Annotated in this window: 13 protein-coding genes; 6 read left to right on the top strand and 7 right to left on the bottom strand. The window is 61.2% G+C overall.

What is annotated here, in order from left to right:
• Positions 1 to 56 precede the first annotated feature (56 nt).
• From ACQY8Q_RS11410 to ACQY8Q_RS11390, 5 genes are all read left to right on the top strand, one after another.
• Positions 57 to 1,124, top strand: a complete 1,068-nt coding sequence (locus ACQY8Q_RS11410; RefSeq protein ID WP_428426686.1) for an ABC transporter substrate-binding protein — start codon at positions 57 to 59, stop codon at positions 1,122 to 1,124.
• Positions 1,125 to 1,386: 262 nt separating this feature from the next.
• Positions 1,387 to 2,331, top strand: a complete 945-nt coding sequence (locus ACQY8Q_RS11405; RefSeq protein WP_428426685.1) for a Bug family tripartite tricarboxylate transporter substrate binding protein — start codon at positions 1,387 to 1,389, stop codon at positions 2,329 to 2,331.
• Positions 2,328 to 2,819, top strand: a complete 492-nt coding sequence (locus tag ACQY8Q_RS11400; RefSeq protein WP_428426684.1) for a tripartite tricarboxylate transporter TctB family protein — start codon at positions 2,328 to 2,330, stop codon at positions 2,817 to 2,819. Before ACQY8Q_RS11405 ends, ACQY8Q_RS11400 begins: the two co-directional genes overlap by 4 nt.
• A 9-nt stretch (positions 2,820 to 2,828) precedes the next feature.
• Entirely contained in the window at positions 2,829 to 4,346 is a 1,518-nt protein-coding gene (locus ACQY8Q_RS11395; RefSeq protein WP_428426683.1) for a tripartite tricarboxylate transporter permease, read from the top strand.
• A 219-nt stretch (positions 4,347 to 4,565) separates the two neighbouring features.
• On the top strand, positions 4,566 to 4,733 hold the full coding sequence (locus ACQY8Q_RS11390; RefSeq protein ID WP_318414815.1) for a hypothetical protein: 168 nt from the start codon (positions 4,566 to 4,568) through the stop codon (positions 4,731 to 4,733).
• 272 nt (positions 4,734 to 5,005) lie between these two features.
• On the opposite strand, the gene ACQY8Q_RS11385 is transcribed toward ACQY8Q_RS11390, so the two are convergent.
• From ACQY8Q_RS11385 to ACQY8Q_RS11375, 3 genes are all read right to left on the bottom strand, one after another.
• Positions 5,006 to 6,070 carry a DUF475 domain-containing protein gene (locus ACQY8Q_RS11385; protein ID WP_428426682.1) on the bottom strand — a complete coding sequence of 355 codons (1,065 nt, stop codon included), beginning with the start codon at positions 6,068 to 6,070 and terminating at the stop codon, positions 5,006 to 5,008.
• 258 nt (positions 6,071 to 6,328) lie between these two features.
• Positions 6,329 to 6,628 (bottom strand): hypothetical protein, encoded by a 300-nt coding sequence (locus tag ACQY8Q_RS11380; RefSeq protein ID WP_428426681.1) that lies wholly within the window; start codon positions 6,626 to 6,628, stop codon positions 6,329 to 6,331.
• A complete protein-coding gene (locus ACQY8Q_RS11375; protein WP_428426680.1) occupies positions 6,628 to 8,937 on the bottom strand; it encodes an FdhF/YdeP family oxidoreductase in 2,310 nt (769 codons plus the stop codon). Before ACQY8Q_RS11375 ends, ACQY8Q_RS11380 begins: the two co-directional genes overlap by 1 nt.
• 268 nt (positions 8,938 to 9,205) lie before the next feature.
• Here ACQY8Q_RS11375 and ACQY8Q_RS11370 point away from each other — a divergent pair, with 268 nt between their 5' ends.
• Positions 9,206 to 10,120: a DMT family transporter gene (locus ACQY8Q_RS11370; RefSeq protein WP_428426679.1), complete on the top strand. Its 915-nt coding sequence runs from the start codon at positions 9,206 to 9,208 to the stop codon at positions 10,118 to 10,120.
• A gap of 6 nt (positions 10,121 to 10,126) precedes the next feature.
• Here ACQY8Q_RS11370 and ACQY8Q_RS11365 read toward each other — a convergent pair whose 3' ends face one another.
• The 4 genes from ACQY8Q_RS11365 to oppB all read right to left on the bottom strand — a co-directional run bounded on the left by ACQY8Q_RS11365 (position 10,127) and on the right by oppB (position 14,839).
• Positions 10,127 to 11,038, bottom strand: a complete 912-nt coding sequence (locus ACQY8Q_RS11365) for an SMP-30/gluconolactonase/LRE family protein (RefSeq protein WP_428426678.1) — start codon at positions 11,036 to 11,038, stop codon at positions 10,127 to 10,129.
• Between the two features lie 154 nt (positions 11,039 to 11,192).
• Positions 11,193 to 12,794, bottom strand: coding sequence for an ABC transporter ATP-binding protein (locus ACQY8Q_RS11360; protein ID WP_428426677.1), 1,602 nt, complete (start codon positions 12,792 to 12,794; stop codon positions 11,193 to 11,195).
• Between the two features lies 1 nt (position 12,795).
• Positions 12,796 to 13,923, bottom strand: a complete 1,128-nt coding sequence (locus tag ACQY8Q_RS11355; RefSeq protein ID WP_428426676.1) for an ABC transporter permease — start codon at positions 13,921 to 13,923, stop codon at positions 12,796 to 12,798.
• On the bottom strand, positions 13,916 to 14,839 hold the full coding sequence (gene oppB / locus ACQY8Q_RS11350) for an oligopeptide ABC transporter permease OppB (RefSeq protein ID WP_428426675.1): 924 nt from the start codon (positions 14,837 to 14,839) through the stop codon (positions 13,916 to 13,918). Before oppB ends, ACQY8Q_RS11355 begins: the two co-directional genes overlap by 8 nt.
• Between the last annotated feature and the right edge of the window lie 30 nt (positions 14,840 to 14,869).

Here is a 14,869-nt window from a genome sequence, read left to right as displayed (position 1 = left end):
CTCTATCGGGCGTGCTGGCGCTTGTGAACGGGCGGAGGCTGCGGCAATATCGTTTTATGCGTTTCCTTTCCCTTCTCTGCGTTCTCTGTGGATTTTCAATGCCGGCCGCCGCCCAGCTGACGCTTTTTCCGGCGCGCTCAGGTGATTTGGCGGCGCCGACCGTGGTTGTTTATTCCTCACTCGACGAACCCCTGGCGCGGCCGATGATCATCGGCTTCCAGACAGCCAATCCGGATGTGGCCGTGCGCTACGAGGATATGCTGACCGGCGAGATCTATGACCGGATCGTCAAGGAGACCGATGCCGGCGAAAGGACTGCGGATTTTGCCTTTTCCTCGGCTATGGACCTGCAGGTAAAGCTCAGCAATGACGGCTATGCCCAACGCAGCGACATGCCGATGAGCGGCCGCTGGCCGGCCTGGGCCAATTGGCGCAATACTGCCTATGCGCTGACCTTCGAGCCAGCGGTGTTCGTCTATCACAAGCCGAGTTTTACCAAGGAAAAGCCACCTTCGACGCGGGCAGAGCTGGTTGATTACCTCAAGCGCCAGGGCAGCGCCGTGTTCGGCAAGATCGGCACCTACGATATCGAGCGTTCCGGCGTCGGTTTCCTGTTCATGGCGCGCGATCAGGAGCAGTTCGGCGATATCTGGTCGGTGATCCAGGCGATGGGCGCTGCCGGGGTCAAGCTCTACTCTACCAGTTCGGCCATCCTGGAGCGTGTGTCCGACGGCCGCTTCGTGCTGGGCTATAATATTCTCGGCTCCTATGCCGCCGATTGGGCCTCGCGCCACCCCGATGTCGGCATCGTGCTGCCACGCGACTACACCGTCGTTATGTCGCGCATCGGGCTGGTGCCGCAGGCGGCAGCGACGCCGGATCTCGGCCGCCGCTATCTGGAATTCTTCATGTCGAAGGAAGGCCAGACGATCATGGCGCGCGAACTGCAGATTCCGGCCGTCAGCCCGGATGTGGCAGGGGTCAACACCGCCAACACGATGCGCGAGATGCTCGGTGGTCAATTGAAGCCGGTTCCGGTCAGCCCCGGACTGATGGTCTATCTCGATCAGGTCAAGCGGGCGCGGCTGATTGCCCGTTGGAACGAAGTTTTACGGCTGCAGTAGACGAAAACCAAAAATTAAGGGACATTAACCTCGCAAGGCGCCGCCCGATGTCAGGTAAATGTCAGCTTCATATGGTGGCTTGCAGTTCTTCATTATCCGTGGAGGCGGATGATCGAGGCGTATGGGAGGAGTTTCACCAGACCCGGCGCTACGGCGAGCCAAAAAGGCCGCCGCAGCCGATTCGTTGTGAGCCATCCCCCGTCCGCAAAGATGAACAATGTGCGCGCCAACTGAACGAGCGCGCCTGACGGAGGACTACCCTTTGAAACAGTTTTTTCTGGCATCCATTCTCGCCGGCGCTCTCGCCCTGCCGGCTGTTGCCGCTGACTACACCATCATCGCACCGGCCAATCCGGGCGGCGGCTGGGACCAGACGGCCCGCTCGATCCAGTCCGTGATGCAGCAGGAAGGCATTTCCGGCAACGTTCAGGTTCAGAACGTACCGGGCGCCGGCGGCACGATCGGCCTCGCACAGTTCGCCAGCCAGTCGGCCGGCAACGCCAATGCCCTGATCGTCGGCGGTTACGTCATGGTCGGCGCCATCCTCACCAACAAGTCGCCGGTATCGCTCAACGACGTTACCCCGATCGCGCGCCTGACCGGCGAATACGAAGCCATCGTCGTTCCGGCCGATTCGCCGCTGAAATCGATGGGTGATCTCGTCGAGGCGCTGAAGAAGGATCCAGGTGCAGTATCCTGGGGCGGCGGCTCGGCCGGCGGTACCGACCATATTGCGGTTGGCCTGATTGCCAAGGCAGCTGGCGTTGACCCGACCAAGATCAACTACATCGCGTTTTCCGGCGGCGGCGAAGCCCTTGCGGCCATTCTCGGCAGCCAGGTAACGGCTGGTATTTCCGGTTACGGCGAATTCGAATCGCAGATCAAGGCCGGCACGCTTCGCCTGCTCGCCATGTCGAGCCCAGAGCGCCTGCCCGGTATCGATGCCCCGACCATCAAGGAAGGTGGCCTCGACGTCGTGGTTCAGAACTGGCGCATGGTTGCTGCTGCTCCTGGCCTGACCGACGAGCAGAAGGCTGCTGTTTCGGCTGACGTCGAAAAGCTTGCCAAATCGGCCGGCTGGCAGGAAACCTTGAAGACCAAGGGCTGGACGGATACCTATCTGGCCGGCGACGCCTTCAAGGAACAGTTGGCCAAGGACGTTTCGGCAACCGAAACCATCCTCAAGGACATTGGTCTGGTTAAATGAGCAAGGGCAACACCCCTTCGACGCAGACACGCCGCCCTGACAGGGCGGCGCTTGTCATTGCCGTCTTCCTGGCCGCTCTCGCCGGCCTGATCTTCTGGGATACGTCGCGGCTTGCGCAGATCACCAGCTATTCCGGCATCGGCCCGGCAACCATTCCCTTCGTGATCGCCAGCGTGCTGCTGCTTTTGGCGGCCTGGACCGTATTCGAGGCGCTGCGCGGAGATTTTCCGGCACGGGAGCGTCAGGAGTTCGGCCCGGTGATCTGGATCGTCGGCGGCCTCGCCGCGCAGATGCTGACGCTGAAGCCGCTGGGTTTTTCCATCGCCACCGGCCTGCTGTTCGCTGCGACTGCGGCCGGGTTCGGAAAGCGCAAGCTCTGGTTCACGATCCCGATCGGCATTGTGCTCTGTCTTGGCGTCTGGCTGGTCTTTGCCGGGTTGCTGCAGCTCTCGTTGCCTGCCGGTCCGCTCGAACACCTGTTTTGGTAAGGCACTGACATGACCACATTCGATTTCCTGATGCAGGGCATGCTCGTCGCCGCCCAGCCGATGAATCTGTTCTACGCATTGATCGGCGTGACGCTTGGGACCGCCGTCGGCGTCTTGCCGGGTATCGGCCCGGCGCTGACCGTGGCGCTGCTGCTGCCGGTGACCTACCGGCTGGATCCGGGCGGTTCGCTGATCATGTTCGCCGGTATCTACTACGGCGGCATGTATGGCGGCTCGACCACCTCCATTCTTCTCAATACACCCGGCGAAAGCGCTTCGATCGTTACGGCCCTCGAGGGCAACAAGATGGCCCGCAAGGGGCGCGGCGGACCGGCACTGGCAACGGCCGCCATCGGCTCGTTCGTCGCCGGCCTGATCGCGACGCTCGGCCTTGCCTTCATCGCGCCTTTCGTCGTCAAGCTGGCGCTGGTCTTCGGTCCGCGTGAGTATTTCGCGCTGATGGTTCTGGCCTTCGTCACGGTGTCTTCGGCCTTCGGTGATTCGACGCTGCGCGGTTTGACCTCGCTGTTCATCGGTTTTGCGCTTGCCATCATCGGCATCGACCAGCTCACGGGCCAGGCCCGCATGAGCTTCGGCATTCCCGATCTTCTGGACGGCATCGAAGTGACGACGCTGGCGGTCGCGATGTTTGCGATCGGTGAATCGCTCTATATCGCCGCACAGGGCGATCAGGGGCCGGACAAGATCGAGGCCGTCAAGGGTTCCGTCTGGATGACCGGTCAGGACTGGGCGCGCTCGTGGAAAGCCTGGCTGCGCGGAACGGCGATCGGTTTTCCGATTGGCGCCATGCCTGCCGGCGGTGCCGAAATCGGCACATTCCTCTCCTATGCGGCTGAAAAACGGCTGTCCAAGCATCCCGAAGAATTCGGCCACGGCGCCATCGAAGGTGTGGCCGGTCCGGAAGCAGCCAACAACGCCTCGGCCGCCGGTACGCTTGTACCTTTGCTGACGCTTGGCCTGCCGACCACCGCGACTGCGGCGATCATGCTGGCCGGCTTCCAGCAATACGGCCTGCAGCCCGGTCCGCTGTTGTTTGCCACCAATCCGCAGCTCGTCTGGGGTCTGATTGCATCTTTGCTGATCGCCAACTTCATGCTGCTGGTTCTCAACCTGCCGCTGGTTGGCCTCTGGGTAAAGCTTCTGACGATCCCGAAGCCGTGGCTTTATGCCGGTATCCTGTTGTTTGCGACGCTCGGCACCATCGGCGCCAATCCGTCGGTATTCGAACTCGGCATGCTCCTGGCGTTCGGTGTTCTCGGCTACGGCATGCGCATCTTCGGCTATCCGATTGCGCCTGTCGTCGTCGGCCTGATCCTCGGGCCGCTGGCCGAGCAGCAGCTCCGCCGCGCGCTGGCGATCAGCCAGGGCGATGTCACGGTGCTGTTCACTTCACCGGTCGCAGCCGTACTGCTGGCCGTTGCAGCCGCAGCGCTGATCGTGCCGTTGATCCTGCGCGCCCGGGGCCGTGGCCAGGTGCTCTCGCAGCTTGCTGCCAACGAAGACTGACGGTTCCTCCCAAGGTCGTCACACAGCAAGGGCCCGGTTGACTCAAGTGAACTGATCTCCAAAAGTTGGACGCCAACGATTGGAGATCGGTTCACGGGTTAACCGGGCCCTTGCTATTTGCATGGCTGGGATGAATTCCTGTGCATTGTAAACAAGGGTTGCAGACCGCATATTCATCTCGTCAACAAGACACAGCAACTTAGGAAAGTGAGCAAAGAGATGAGTGCCCGTAAATCTGCCCGAGGCTTTTTCGGTAATGCCATCGCCATCTTTGGCGCGGCCACGGCCGCTGCCGCAGCAGTCGAAGGCAACCGCCGTCCGCTGGACCGCGACCTCTATACGCTCGGTATCAACCCGGCAAACTTCCATTCCGTCAAGCGCGGCTAATTCAGCCGCTGCATGAAATCAGAAAAGCCCGCCAGGCAATTGGCGGGTTTTTTGCGTTTCAGGGCCGTTGTTCGAGCGCGGGTAAGGTCCGGGTACTGGCGGTACTGGTATACCGGCGGCAATTCACGGTCATGGAGGATGGGGTTCGTACCCTCTCAATTGCCCTTGATGCCGTGAAGGATACTTCGGTGTCTGAAATGCCCGGTATCCGGACAATAAAAAATGCCGCCCGCTTTTGACGGACGGCATCTCTGTTTGTGCGTGCTGTTTGGTTAGTGCGCGCCGCTCAGCTTTTCGCGGCGGTTGTGCTTGATCGACGACCAGAGCGAGATACCGATCAGTGCCGCACCGCCGAGGCCGGTGATGACTTCCGGGATATGGAATAGCGTCTGGACATACATGATCACCGACAGGATCAGGATCGCGTAGAAAGCGCCGTGTTCCAGGTAACGGTATTCAGCAAGCGTGCCCTTTTCCACCAGCATGATGGTCATCGAGCGCACATACATGGCACCGATGCCGAGGCCGATGGCGATGACGAAGAGGTTCTGCGTCAGGGCGAAGGCACCGATGACACCATCGAAGGAGAAGCTGGCGTCCAGGACTTCGAGATAAATGAAGGCGCCGAGACCACCCTTTGCAGCAGCATTCATCGTCTGCTGCGAGGCATCGAGCAGGCCGCCGACAACTTCGACCGCGAGGAAGGTCAAAAGGCCGTAGATGGCGCAGTAGACGAACGTGGTGGATTCTTCGCCTTCAAGCAGCGACGAAAAGATCAGGATGACAGTCAGTACGAAAGCAATTTCGACGCCCTTGATCGAGGCGAACCGGGAGAGGTTCCGTTCCAGAACTCCAATCCAGTGCACATCCTTCTCATGGTCGAAGAAGAATTTCAGGCCGACCATCATCAGGAAGGTGCCGCCGAAGGCGGCGATCGGCAGGTGTGCCTCGTTCATGATGCGGGCGTACTCTTCCGGTCGCGCAGCGGCCAGAACCAGCGCGTCGATCGGTCCGATCTTCGCGGCGATGACGACGATGAGCAGCGGGAAGACGATACGCATACCGAAAACGGCGATCAGGATGCCCCAGGTCAGGAACCGCTGTTGCCAGACCGGTGTCATTTCCTTGAGCTTGTTGGCATTGACGATGGCGTTGTCGAAGGAGAGCGAGATTTCCAGTACGGCGAGAACCGTACAAATAAAGAAGACCGTGGCCATGCCACCGATCGTTCCCGTCGTCGTCCAGCCTAGCCAAGCGCCGAGCGCAAGGCCGGCTGCGGTGACAATGAAGGACCATTTGAAATAGCTGAGCGTCGACGTCTGGGGAGCGGTGTTCATGGCCGCACCTCCTGTCCGATGAGGCCAAGCGCCGAATAGCTGGAGAAATCCCCCATGCCACGAACGGCATGCGAAGAACGCAAGATATGGAGTGTCATTTGCTTACAATCCGCCGGCTTATTTGCGGGGTAATACCGACATCGCGAGAGCGCCGTAAATTCTCGCCAGAGGGGCCCGGTATCAGGTTTGCTCAGCAGGCGTGTTAAAATGCCCTGCGCTGCCGGAGTCGATGTTTACTTAGCAAGCCTTTGGCCAAGGTCAAGGGATGAGGCGGCAAAGTGCCTCACCTTTTACCGTAAGCTTAAGATATGTTCGCTGTGTACGGGCATCCCGGCGGGCAATGACGACTGGCGCGTCCGGATCGGTCAGCTGGTTGATCTCGCGCAGAACGAGGGCATGTTCAATGCCAAACAGCTTTGCGAATATGCGGCTATCAGCGGCGATCTCCAGGAATAGAGCCGTCACGATCCCCGCCATCAGCGGCGAAAGCACCGGATCTTGCGCCTGTACCGCAGCGACATGCGCCAGGAACTCTGCTTCGGTAAAACTCTTCGGCATCAGGCTGCAGTGGCAATCGTAGCTTGGGTACGGAACGACACGAGGACCGATTTCGATGTCGGCGTATCGCTCTCGTCGCCGGCGCTCGACAAGGGTACGAGCACGTTCAGTTCGGGATAGTAACCGGCAACGCAACCGCGCGGGATATCATAGGGCACCAGCCGGAAATCGCTGGCGATGCGGGAAACGCCATCGTCGTGCCGGCCGATGACATCGACCCGGTCGCCGGCTTCGGCGCCAAGTTCGGCGAGATCGGCCGGGTTGATAAAGACGACGCTGCGCTCGCCGTAGACGCCGCGATAGCGGTCATCCATGCCGTAGATTGTCGTGTTGTACTGGTCGTGCGAGCGGAAAGTCTGGAGCACGAAGACGCCGTCCTGACCACGGGCGACCTGATGCTCGACGGCCGTTGGCAACGGGCCTGTCCAAAAGGTGGCGCGGCCGCCCGGTGTTTCCCATTCGCGGTGGGAGGCGGCATTGCGCAAATGAAAACCGCGCGGCTTGCGGACGCGCGCGTTGTAATCTTCGAAGCCGGGAATGACATTGGCGATGTGATCGCGGATCAGATCGTAATTATCGGCAAGTGCTGCCCAATCGACCTTGGCAGAGCCGACGGTGGCGGCCGCGATACCGGCGATGATGGCGACTTCCGAGCGCAATTCCGGGGAGGCTGGTTTGTTAATGCCGCCGGAGCCATGCACCATGCTCATCGAATCCTCGACGGTGACGATCTGACTGACGCCCTTCGAGTTGCGGTCGATCTCGGTGCGGCCAAGGCAGGGCAGGATGAAGCTCACTTCGCCCGGCATCAGATGCGAGTGGTTGAGCTTGGTGGCGATATTGACCGTCAGCTTTTGCGTGACGAGTGCCTTGGCGATGATCGGGCTGTCCGGCGTGGCGCGGGCGAAATTGCCGCCAAGGCCGATGAAGGCCCGGGCCGAACCATCCAGCATGGCACCGATCGCGGCGAGTACATTATGGCCCTCCTTGCGCGGTGCCTTGAAATCGAATTCCTTTTCCAGCGCATCGAGAAAGGCTGGCGGCGCTTTTTCGTTGATGCCGACGGTGCGGTCACCCTGCACATTGGAATGGCCCCGTACCGGGCAGAGACCGGCGCCGGGCTTGCCGATATTGCCGCGCAACATCATGAAGTTGGCGATTTCGCGGATAGTGATGACCGAATGCCGGTGCTGCGTCACGCCCATCGCCCAGGTGCAGATCACCCGCTCGGCGCCAAGATAGGTGTCGGCTGCCCGCTCAATCTCGAGACGGGTCAGGCCGGACTGGTCCTCGATCTCGGTCCAGCCGGTCGTTCCGACAGCAGTACGATAGGCTTCGAAATCGGCGGTGTGCTGCGCCAGAAATTCGTGATCGAGAACCGAGGGTTCGCCCGCTGCAAGGGCTGCATCGTCAGCCGCAAAAACGGCCTTGGCCATGCCGCGCACAGCCGCCATGTCGCCGCCCAACCGTGGCTGGAAATAGTCACTGGCGATCTCGGTCGAGCCGCCGCGCAGCATTTCCAGCTTGTCCTGCGGATCGGCGAACCGTTCCAGCCCGCGTTCGCGCACGGGATTGAACACCACAATTTTTGCGCCGCGCAGTGCGGCCCGGCGTAGATCGCCCAGCATGCGTGGATGGTTGGTGCCGGGGTTCTGGCCGATGACGAAGATGGCGTCGGCCTTTCCGAAATCTTCCAGCAACACGGTGCCCTTGCCGACGCCGATCGCCTGCTTCATGGCGACGCCGCTGGCCTCATGGCACATATTGGAGCAATCGGGGAAATTGTTGGTGCCATAGAGCCGGACGAACAGCTGATAGAGGAAAGCGGCTTCGTTAGAGGCGCGACCGGACGTGTAGAATTCCGCCCGGTCCGGGGTATCGAAGCTGTTGAGGATTTCGCCGATCTCGGCAAAGGCGTCGTCCCAGCTGACGCGCACATAGGTGTCTGTTGCGGGATCATAGCGCATCGGATGGGTGAGCCGGCCCTGCTGCTCTAGCTCGTAGTCACTCCAGGATTGGAGGGCGTTGACGGTGTGGGCGGCAAAGAAATCCGGTGGCGTACGCTTGTCGGTCGCTTCCCAGGCCACGGCCTTGACGCCGTTTTCGCAGAATTCGAACGAGGAGCCGTGCGCGGGGTCACCCCAGGCGCAGCCGGGGCAGTCGAAACCATCGGGCTGATTGGCCTTCAACAGGGCGCGGGCGCCCGAAATCGGTGACCCGCTTTCTAGAAGCCGCTTGCCGCAGCTCTTCAACGCTCCCCAGCCGCCGGCAGCATTGGAGGCTTTGCCGATGAAAACAGTCTTGCCCATGAACGCAGCGATCCCTGGCGCGCAGCCGATAGAAGAAACCCGATCAAAAATGCGGTGTATGGAGGCTTCTGAGCGAATTTCTCTTTCTGTTCAAGGGGGCATGTCGCATGTGGCGATAGAGGATTTCTATCGATCTGACGCGTAGCAGGCCGCCGGATACTGCCGCGCAGGACTGGCATTCCAATTGTTGATGGACCTATGCCTTTTCGCGACTGGATCGTCTGGCCGGAATGTGCGACTGCGACGCATCTCCGCCGGAACCGCCGCAATGACCGCCGAAACCACATCTATTGCCCACTCATCGAACGCCGCGCGCAATGGCGTGCTGATCATGCTGCTTGGCATGCTGATGTTTTCGCTCAACGACGTCATGGGCAAATGGCTGGTCTCGACCTATTCCGTTCCCCAGCTAATGACCATCCGCAGCATCGCGGCGCTTGTCGTGCTGACGCCGTTTTTCATCAAGCGCGGCTGGCGCAGCCTGATCCAGGTCGATCGGCCTTGGCTGCATGCGCTGCGCTCGCTGCTGTTCGCCGTCGATGCGTCGGCCTTTTATTATGCCGTCGCCTATATGCCGCTTGCCGATGCGATGACCTATTGGCTGGCAGCGCCAATCTATGTGGCTGCGGCCTCGCCGTTTCTATTGGGTGAAAAAGTCGGTTGGCGGCGGTGGACCGCGATCCTGATCGGCTTTGCCGGGGTGATCGTGGCGCTGGAACCTTCGGCCAAGAGCTTTTCGCTGCCAGCGCTGATTGCGCTGGTTGGTAGTGCCGCCTTTGCCTTCGCGTTGCTTCTCGGGCGGACCTTACGCTCGACGCCGGATACGACGCTGATCTTCTGGCAGCTGAGCGGCGCGCTGATCTTTTCGCTGGTCGGCGTCGGTGCCAATACCGCCGGCTGGGCACCGATGGATATGCAGGCGCTGTTTGCGCTGTGCCTGCTCGGTATCGTCGCGATGATGGCCCATCTGCTGGTCAGCCGCTCGCTGAAGCTTGCGGATGCAGCAACCGTCGTGCCGCTGCAATATACGCTGCTGTTCTGGGCGGTGGTGTTCGGCTGGATGTTCTTTGGTGATACACCACGCTGGACCGTGATCGTCGGCGCAGGGCTGATCATCGCCTCCGGCCTGTTCATCTTCTTCCGCGAACAGCAGCTGAAGCACCGGGGCGAGATCAAAGAATAGAAATCATCACGGCCGCTGGACGCCGGTCGCCGTCACGTAGATCGAGTAGACCGATTGCGTCGCAGTGATGAACAGCCGGTTGCGGCGCGGGCCGCCGAAGGTAAGGTTGGAAACGCCCTGCGGGATACGGATCTTGCCGAGCAGCGTGCCGTCCGGGGCGAAGCAATGCACGGCATGGCCGCCGCTGGTCCACAGATTGCCGTTGGTATCGAGGCGAAATCCATCCGGGCGGCCTTCATCGAGATGGCAGAAGACACCGGAATTGGTCAGGCGCGTGCCTTCGACATCATAGACCCGGATATGGGCCGGCGCCGTATCGTCGGGATTGGTGCCGCTGTCGGCAACATAGAGCTTGGTTTCACCCGGCGAGAAGGCAAGGCCGTTCGGCTGGAGGAAATCGCTGGCGGCGGCGGTCAGTGCGCCGGTCACAGGGTCGAGCCGGTAGATGCTGCGCTTGTCCTGCTCCGGGGCTGATTTGTAGCCCTCATAGTCTGACAGGATGCCGTAGGTCGGATCGCTGAACCAGATGCTGCCATCGGAGCGCACAACGACGTCATTGGGCGAATTCAGCCGCTTGCCCTCAAAGCTGTCGGCCAACACTGTGATCGAGCCATCCGCCTCGGTGCGGGTGACACGGCGGGTGCCGTGTTCGCAGGAGACCAGCCGCCCCTGCCGGTCGCGCGTGTGGCCATTGGCGAAATTCGAGGGCGCACGAAAGACCGAGACGCCGCCGTCCGGCACCCAGCGCAGCATGCGCTGATTGGGAATGTCGCTCCACAACAGCTGCTGGGCATCATCGAACCAGACCGGACCTTCGGCCCAGCGGCAGCCGGAATACAGTTCTTCGAGGACGGCGCTGCCGACGATCAGCGCGCGAAAGCGGTGATCGTGGATTTCGTAAAGCGATGGGCTGGTCATGGTCCGTCCCCGTATTCCCGTTGTTTCTTACCCGCCCGGCAGCGATCGCTTCGGGAGGCTCCCCTGGTGTGAGCCTAGGCTGTCGAGATTGAAACCACAAGAACGTGCGGTGAAAGCGGTGGGAGCCCGGCGGGTTGGCCGGGCTCTTGAGATGTCACGCCGTGAAGGCAGCGCTCATCAGGGTCTGGGTGTAGTTTTCACGCGGCGCCTCGAAGATCGCGTCGGTATCGCCTTCCTCGACAATCTTGCCGTTCTTCATCACCACCACATAATCCGACATCGCCTTGATCACCGACAGGTCGTGGCTGATGAAAATGTAGGACAGCCCGTGCGCCTTCTGCAGGTCGCGCAGAAGGTCGATGACCTGGCCCTGGACCGAGCGATCAAGCGCCGAGGTCGGTTCGTCGAGGATGACGACCTTGGGCTTCAGGATGATGGCACGGGCGATGGCAATGCGCTGGCGCTGGCCACCGGAGAATTCGTGCGGATAACGGTTACGCGCCGCCGGATCGAGCCGAACCTCCTTCAGCGCCTCGATGGCGCGCTTGTCGCGTTCGGCCCTGCTCAGCTGTGGCTCGTGGACATAGAGGCCCTCGGTGATGATTTCCCCGACCGTCTGGCGCGGCGACAGGGAACCGTATGGATCCTGAAAGACCAGTTGCAATTGCCGGCGCAGCGGTCGCATGGCGGAACGGCCGAAGTCGGAAATATTGGTTGTTCCGAACTGATAGCGGCCGGTACTTGGCACCAACCGCAGCAGTGCGCGGCCGAGTGTCGATTTGCCGGACCCGGATTCACCGACAATGCCAATGGTCTGGCCTTCCTTCAGCCGGATGCTGACCCCATCGACGGCGCGGAAGATGCCTGCCGAACTGCCGAACAGGCCGCCGCCAGTGGCATAGTCAACGGCGACATTCGTACCTTCGAGAATGATCGGTGCCTTGTCGCCGGGAGAAAGCTTGCGGCCATGCGGCTCGGCGGCGAGCAGCATCTTGGTATAATCAGCCTGCGGGCGTTCGAAGATATCCGCCGTCGTTCCCGTCTCGACCACTTCGCCGCGGCGCATGACCGCGACCCGGCTGGCGAAATGCTTGACGATGCCGAGATCGTGGGTGATCAGCACCACCGCCATGCCGAACTTGGCCTGCAGCGAATTGAGCAGGTCGAGGATCTGCGCCTGGATGGTGACGTCGAGCGCCGTCGTCGGTTCGTCGGCGATCAGGATGTCGGGATCGTTGGCAAGCGCCATGGCGATCATCACGCGCTGACGCTGGCCGCCGGACATTTCGTGCGGATAGCTGTCGATGCGGCGTTTGGCATCGGGAATGCCGACCAATTCCAGCAATTCAAGCACGCGGGCGCGGGCCTGTTTAAAATTGCCGCCCCGGTGATGGACTATCGGTTCGGCGATCTGCCGGCCGATCGTGTAGAGCGGATCGAGCGAGGTCATCGGCTCCTGGAAGATCATAGTGATCTTGGCGCCGCGTACTTTATTGAGCGCTTTCAGCGGCAGCCCGACCAGTTCCTGGCCGCGATACTTTGCCGAGCCGGTGACCTGGCCGTTGCCGGCCAGCAGGCCCATGATGCCCATCATCGTCTGGCTCTTGCCGGAGCCGCTCTCGCCCACTACGGCCAGCGTTTCGCCGGCCTTGATGTCGAGATCAATGCCCTTGACTGCCTTCACGTCGCCATCCGGCGTCGTGAAGGTGACCTTGAGGTCGCGGACAGCGAGAATTGTTTCCCGTTTATCATTCATGTCAGCGGTCCTTCGGGTCGAGCGCATCGCGCAGGCCGTCACCGGCGAAATTGAGCGAGAACAGGGTGAGGACGAAGAAGATCGCCGGGAAGATCAAAAGCCAGGGTGCCGACTGGATGTTGTTGGCACCTTCGGCAATCAGCGCGCCCCAGCTGGTCAGCGGCGCCTGAACGCCAAGGCCGAGGAAGGACAGGAAGCTTTCGAGCAGGATGACCTTCGGCACGACGACGGTGACGAAGACCACGACCGGCCCAATCGTATTCGGAATGATGTGGCGGCGGATGATCTGCCAGTCGGTTAGCCCGAGAGCCTGTGCCGCACCGATGAACTCACGCCGCTTCAGGGCCAGCGTCTGGCCGCGCACGATACGGGCCATGTCCAGCCATTCTACCGCGCCGATGACGAGAAAGATCAGGATGAACGAGCGCCCGAAGAACACCACGAGCACGACGACGAGGAAGACGAAAGGCAGTGAATAGAGGATTTCGACAAACCGCATCATCACATTGTCGACGCGGCCGCCAATATAACCCGAGGTCGCGCCGTAGAGGACACCGATGCTGAGCGAAACCAGGCTGGCGAGCAGGCCAACGGCGATCGAAATTTGGCCGCCGAGCATGACGCGGGCCATCAGATCGCGGCCGTTCGAATCCGTGCCGAACAGGAAATACTCCCGCGAGACCTGGCCGGTCAGCTTCAACGTTTTGCCATCGTCTTCAGTAGCGACGACCTGCGTGCTGTCGAATTCGTTAGCCCGGTCGAAATAGCGCGTGGTGCGTGGATCGATCTGCGTGTCGGAGGTCACAGTGGCCGTGAACGTCTGGCCTTCGACGGCAAACTCCTTCAACTGGACGCGGGCGCGTCCGGCAACACCCTCCATGACGTCCTGCAGGCTGGACGCATCCGGCCGTGGCTCCAGGCTGGGCGGCACCGAGACGTAGGACGGGAACACCTGGTCATAGGTGTGGCTGATGAAATAGGGGCCGAGGAACGAAAACAGGGTGATCAGCAGCAGCGTCACGCAGCCGGCCATGGCGGCACGATTGCGCCGAAAGCGCAGGGTGGCAAGCTGGAACAGGCTTCTGCTGGCTGTTTCCGGCGGCAGTTCCGTGGTGACAATATCAGTCATGGCGAACCCTCGGATCGAGAAGGCCGTAGAGAATGTCGACCAGGAGATTGAAAACGATGACGAAGATGGCGATCAGCACGACGGTGCCCATGACCAGCGTGTAATCGCGGTTGATTGCGCCGAGCACGAAATAACGGCCGACGCCGGGAATGGTGAAAATGGTCTCGACCACAGCTGAGCCGGTGAGCAAGGCCGCTGCGGCTGGTGCCAGATACGAAACAACCGGCAACATCGCCGCGCGCATCGCATGGGTGATGACCACCGTGCGCGACGGCAGGCCGTAGGCGCGCGCTGTGCGGATATGGTCGGTGTGCAGCGCCTCGATCATCGAGCCGCGTGTCAGCCGGGCAAAGACCGCCAGCTGCGGCAGCGCAAGGGCAATCATCGGCAGGATCAGGAAGCGCAGCGAACCATCACCCCAGCTACCGGCGGGGAGCCAGGACAGCGTGATAGCAAAGATCAGCGTCAGCACGGGGCCGACGACGAAGTTCGGTATCGTGACGCCCATGGTCGAAACAGACATGATGAGAAAGTCGAGGGCGCTGTTTTGCCGAAGCGCCGCGATTGTACCGGCAAGAACGCCGCCAAACAGTGCAAGCAAGAGGGCATAAAAGCCGAGTTCCATCGAATAAGGCAGGCCCTTGCCGATCAGCTCGGCGACCGTGTTGTCCTTGTAGACATAGCTCGGTCCGAAATCGCCGGTGACGGCATTGCTGATATAGGTGAGGTACTGGTTCCAGAGCGGCTGATCGAGATGGTAGGTGGCCATCAGGTTCGCCATCGTCTGAGGCGGCAGCGGGCGCTCGAGATTGAAGGGACCGCCGGGGGCGAACCGCATCAGGAAGAAGGAAATCGTGACGACGATAAACAGCGTCGGCACGGCGCTCGCAAGGCGGCGCAGGACAAAGGAAATCATGGCTTTACTCTCTGACCGTGATACGCGGCG

Origin of the sequence: Pararhizobium sp. (assembly GCF_965279435.1) — a bacterium.
In the GTDB taxonomy this organism is placed as follows: domain Bacteria; phylum Pseudomonadota; class Alphaproteobacteria; order Rhizobiales; family Rhizobiaceae; genus Pararhizobium.
This window is presented reverse-complemented; position numbering and strand designations above follow the sequence as displayed.

What these genes read in the sequence shown, in the direction of transcription:
- ACQY8Q_RS11410 (WP_428426686.1), top strand. Translation starts at nt 57, where the DNA reads ATGCGTTTCCTTTCCCTTCTCTGCGTTCTCTGTGGATTTTCAATGCCG.
- ACQY8Q_RS11400 (WP_428426684.1), top strand. Translation starts at nt 2,328, where the DNA reads ATGAGCAAGGGCAACACCCCTTCGACGCAGACACGCCGCCCTGACAGG.
- ACQY8Q_RS11395 (WP_428426683.1), top strand. Translation starts at nt 2,829, where the DNA reads ATGACCACATTCGATTTCCTGATGCAGGGCATGCTCGTCGCCGCCCAG.
- ACQY8Q_RS11390 (WP_318414815.1), top strand. Translation starts at nt 4,566, where the DNA reads ATGAGTGCCCGTAAATCTGCCCGAGGCTTTTTCGGTAATGCCATCGCC.
- ACQY8Q_RS11385 (WP_428426682.1), bottom strand. Translation starts at nt 6,070, where the DNA reads ATGAACACCGCTCCCCAGACGTCGACGCTCAGCTATTTCAAATGGTCC.
- ACQY8Q_RS11380 (WP_428426681.1), bottom strand. Translation starts at nt 6,628, where the DNA reads ATGCCGAAGAGTTTTACCGAAGCAGAGTTCCTGGCGCATGTCGCTGCG.
- ACQY8Q_RS11375 (WP_428426680.1), bottom strand. Translation starts at nt 8,937, where the DNA reads ATGGGCAAGACTGTTTTCATCGGCAAAGCCTCCAATGCTGCCGGCGGC.
- ACQY8Q_RS11370 (WP_428426679.1), top strand. Translation starts at nt 9,206, where the DNA reads ATGACCGCCGAAACCACATCTATTGCCCACTCATCGAACGCCGCGCGC.
- ACQY8Q_RS11365 (WP_428426678.1), bottom strand. Translation starts at nt 11,038, where the DNA reads ATGACCAGCCCATCGCTTTACGAAATCCACGATCACCGCTTTCGCGCG.
- ACQY8Q_RS11360 (WP_428426677.1), bottom strand. Translation starts at nt 12,794, where the DNA reads ATGAATGATAAACGGGAAACAATTCTCGCTGTCCGCGACCTCAAGGTC.
- ACQY8Q_RS11355 (WP_428426676.1), bottom strand. Translation starts at nt 13,923, where the DNA reads ATGACTGATATTGTCACCACGGAACTGCCGCCGGAAACAGCCAGCAGA.
- oppB (WP_428426675.1), bottom strand. Translation starts at nt 14,839, where the DNA reads ATGATTTCCTTTGTCCTGCGCCGCCTTGCGAGCGCCGTGCCGACGCTG.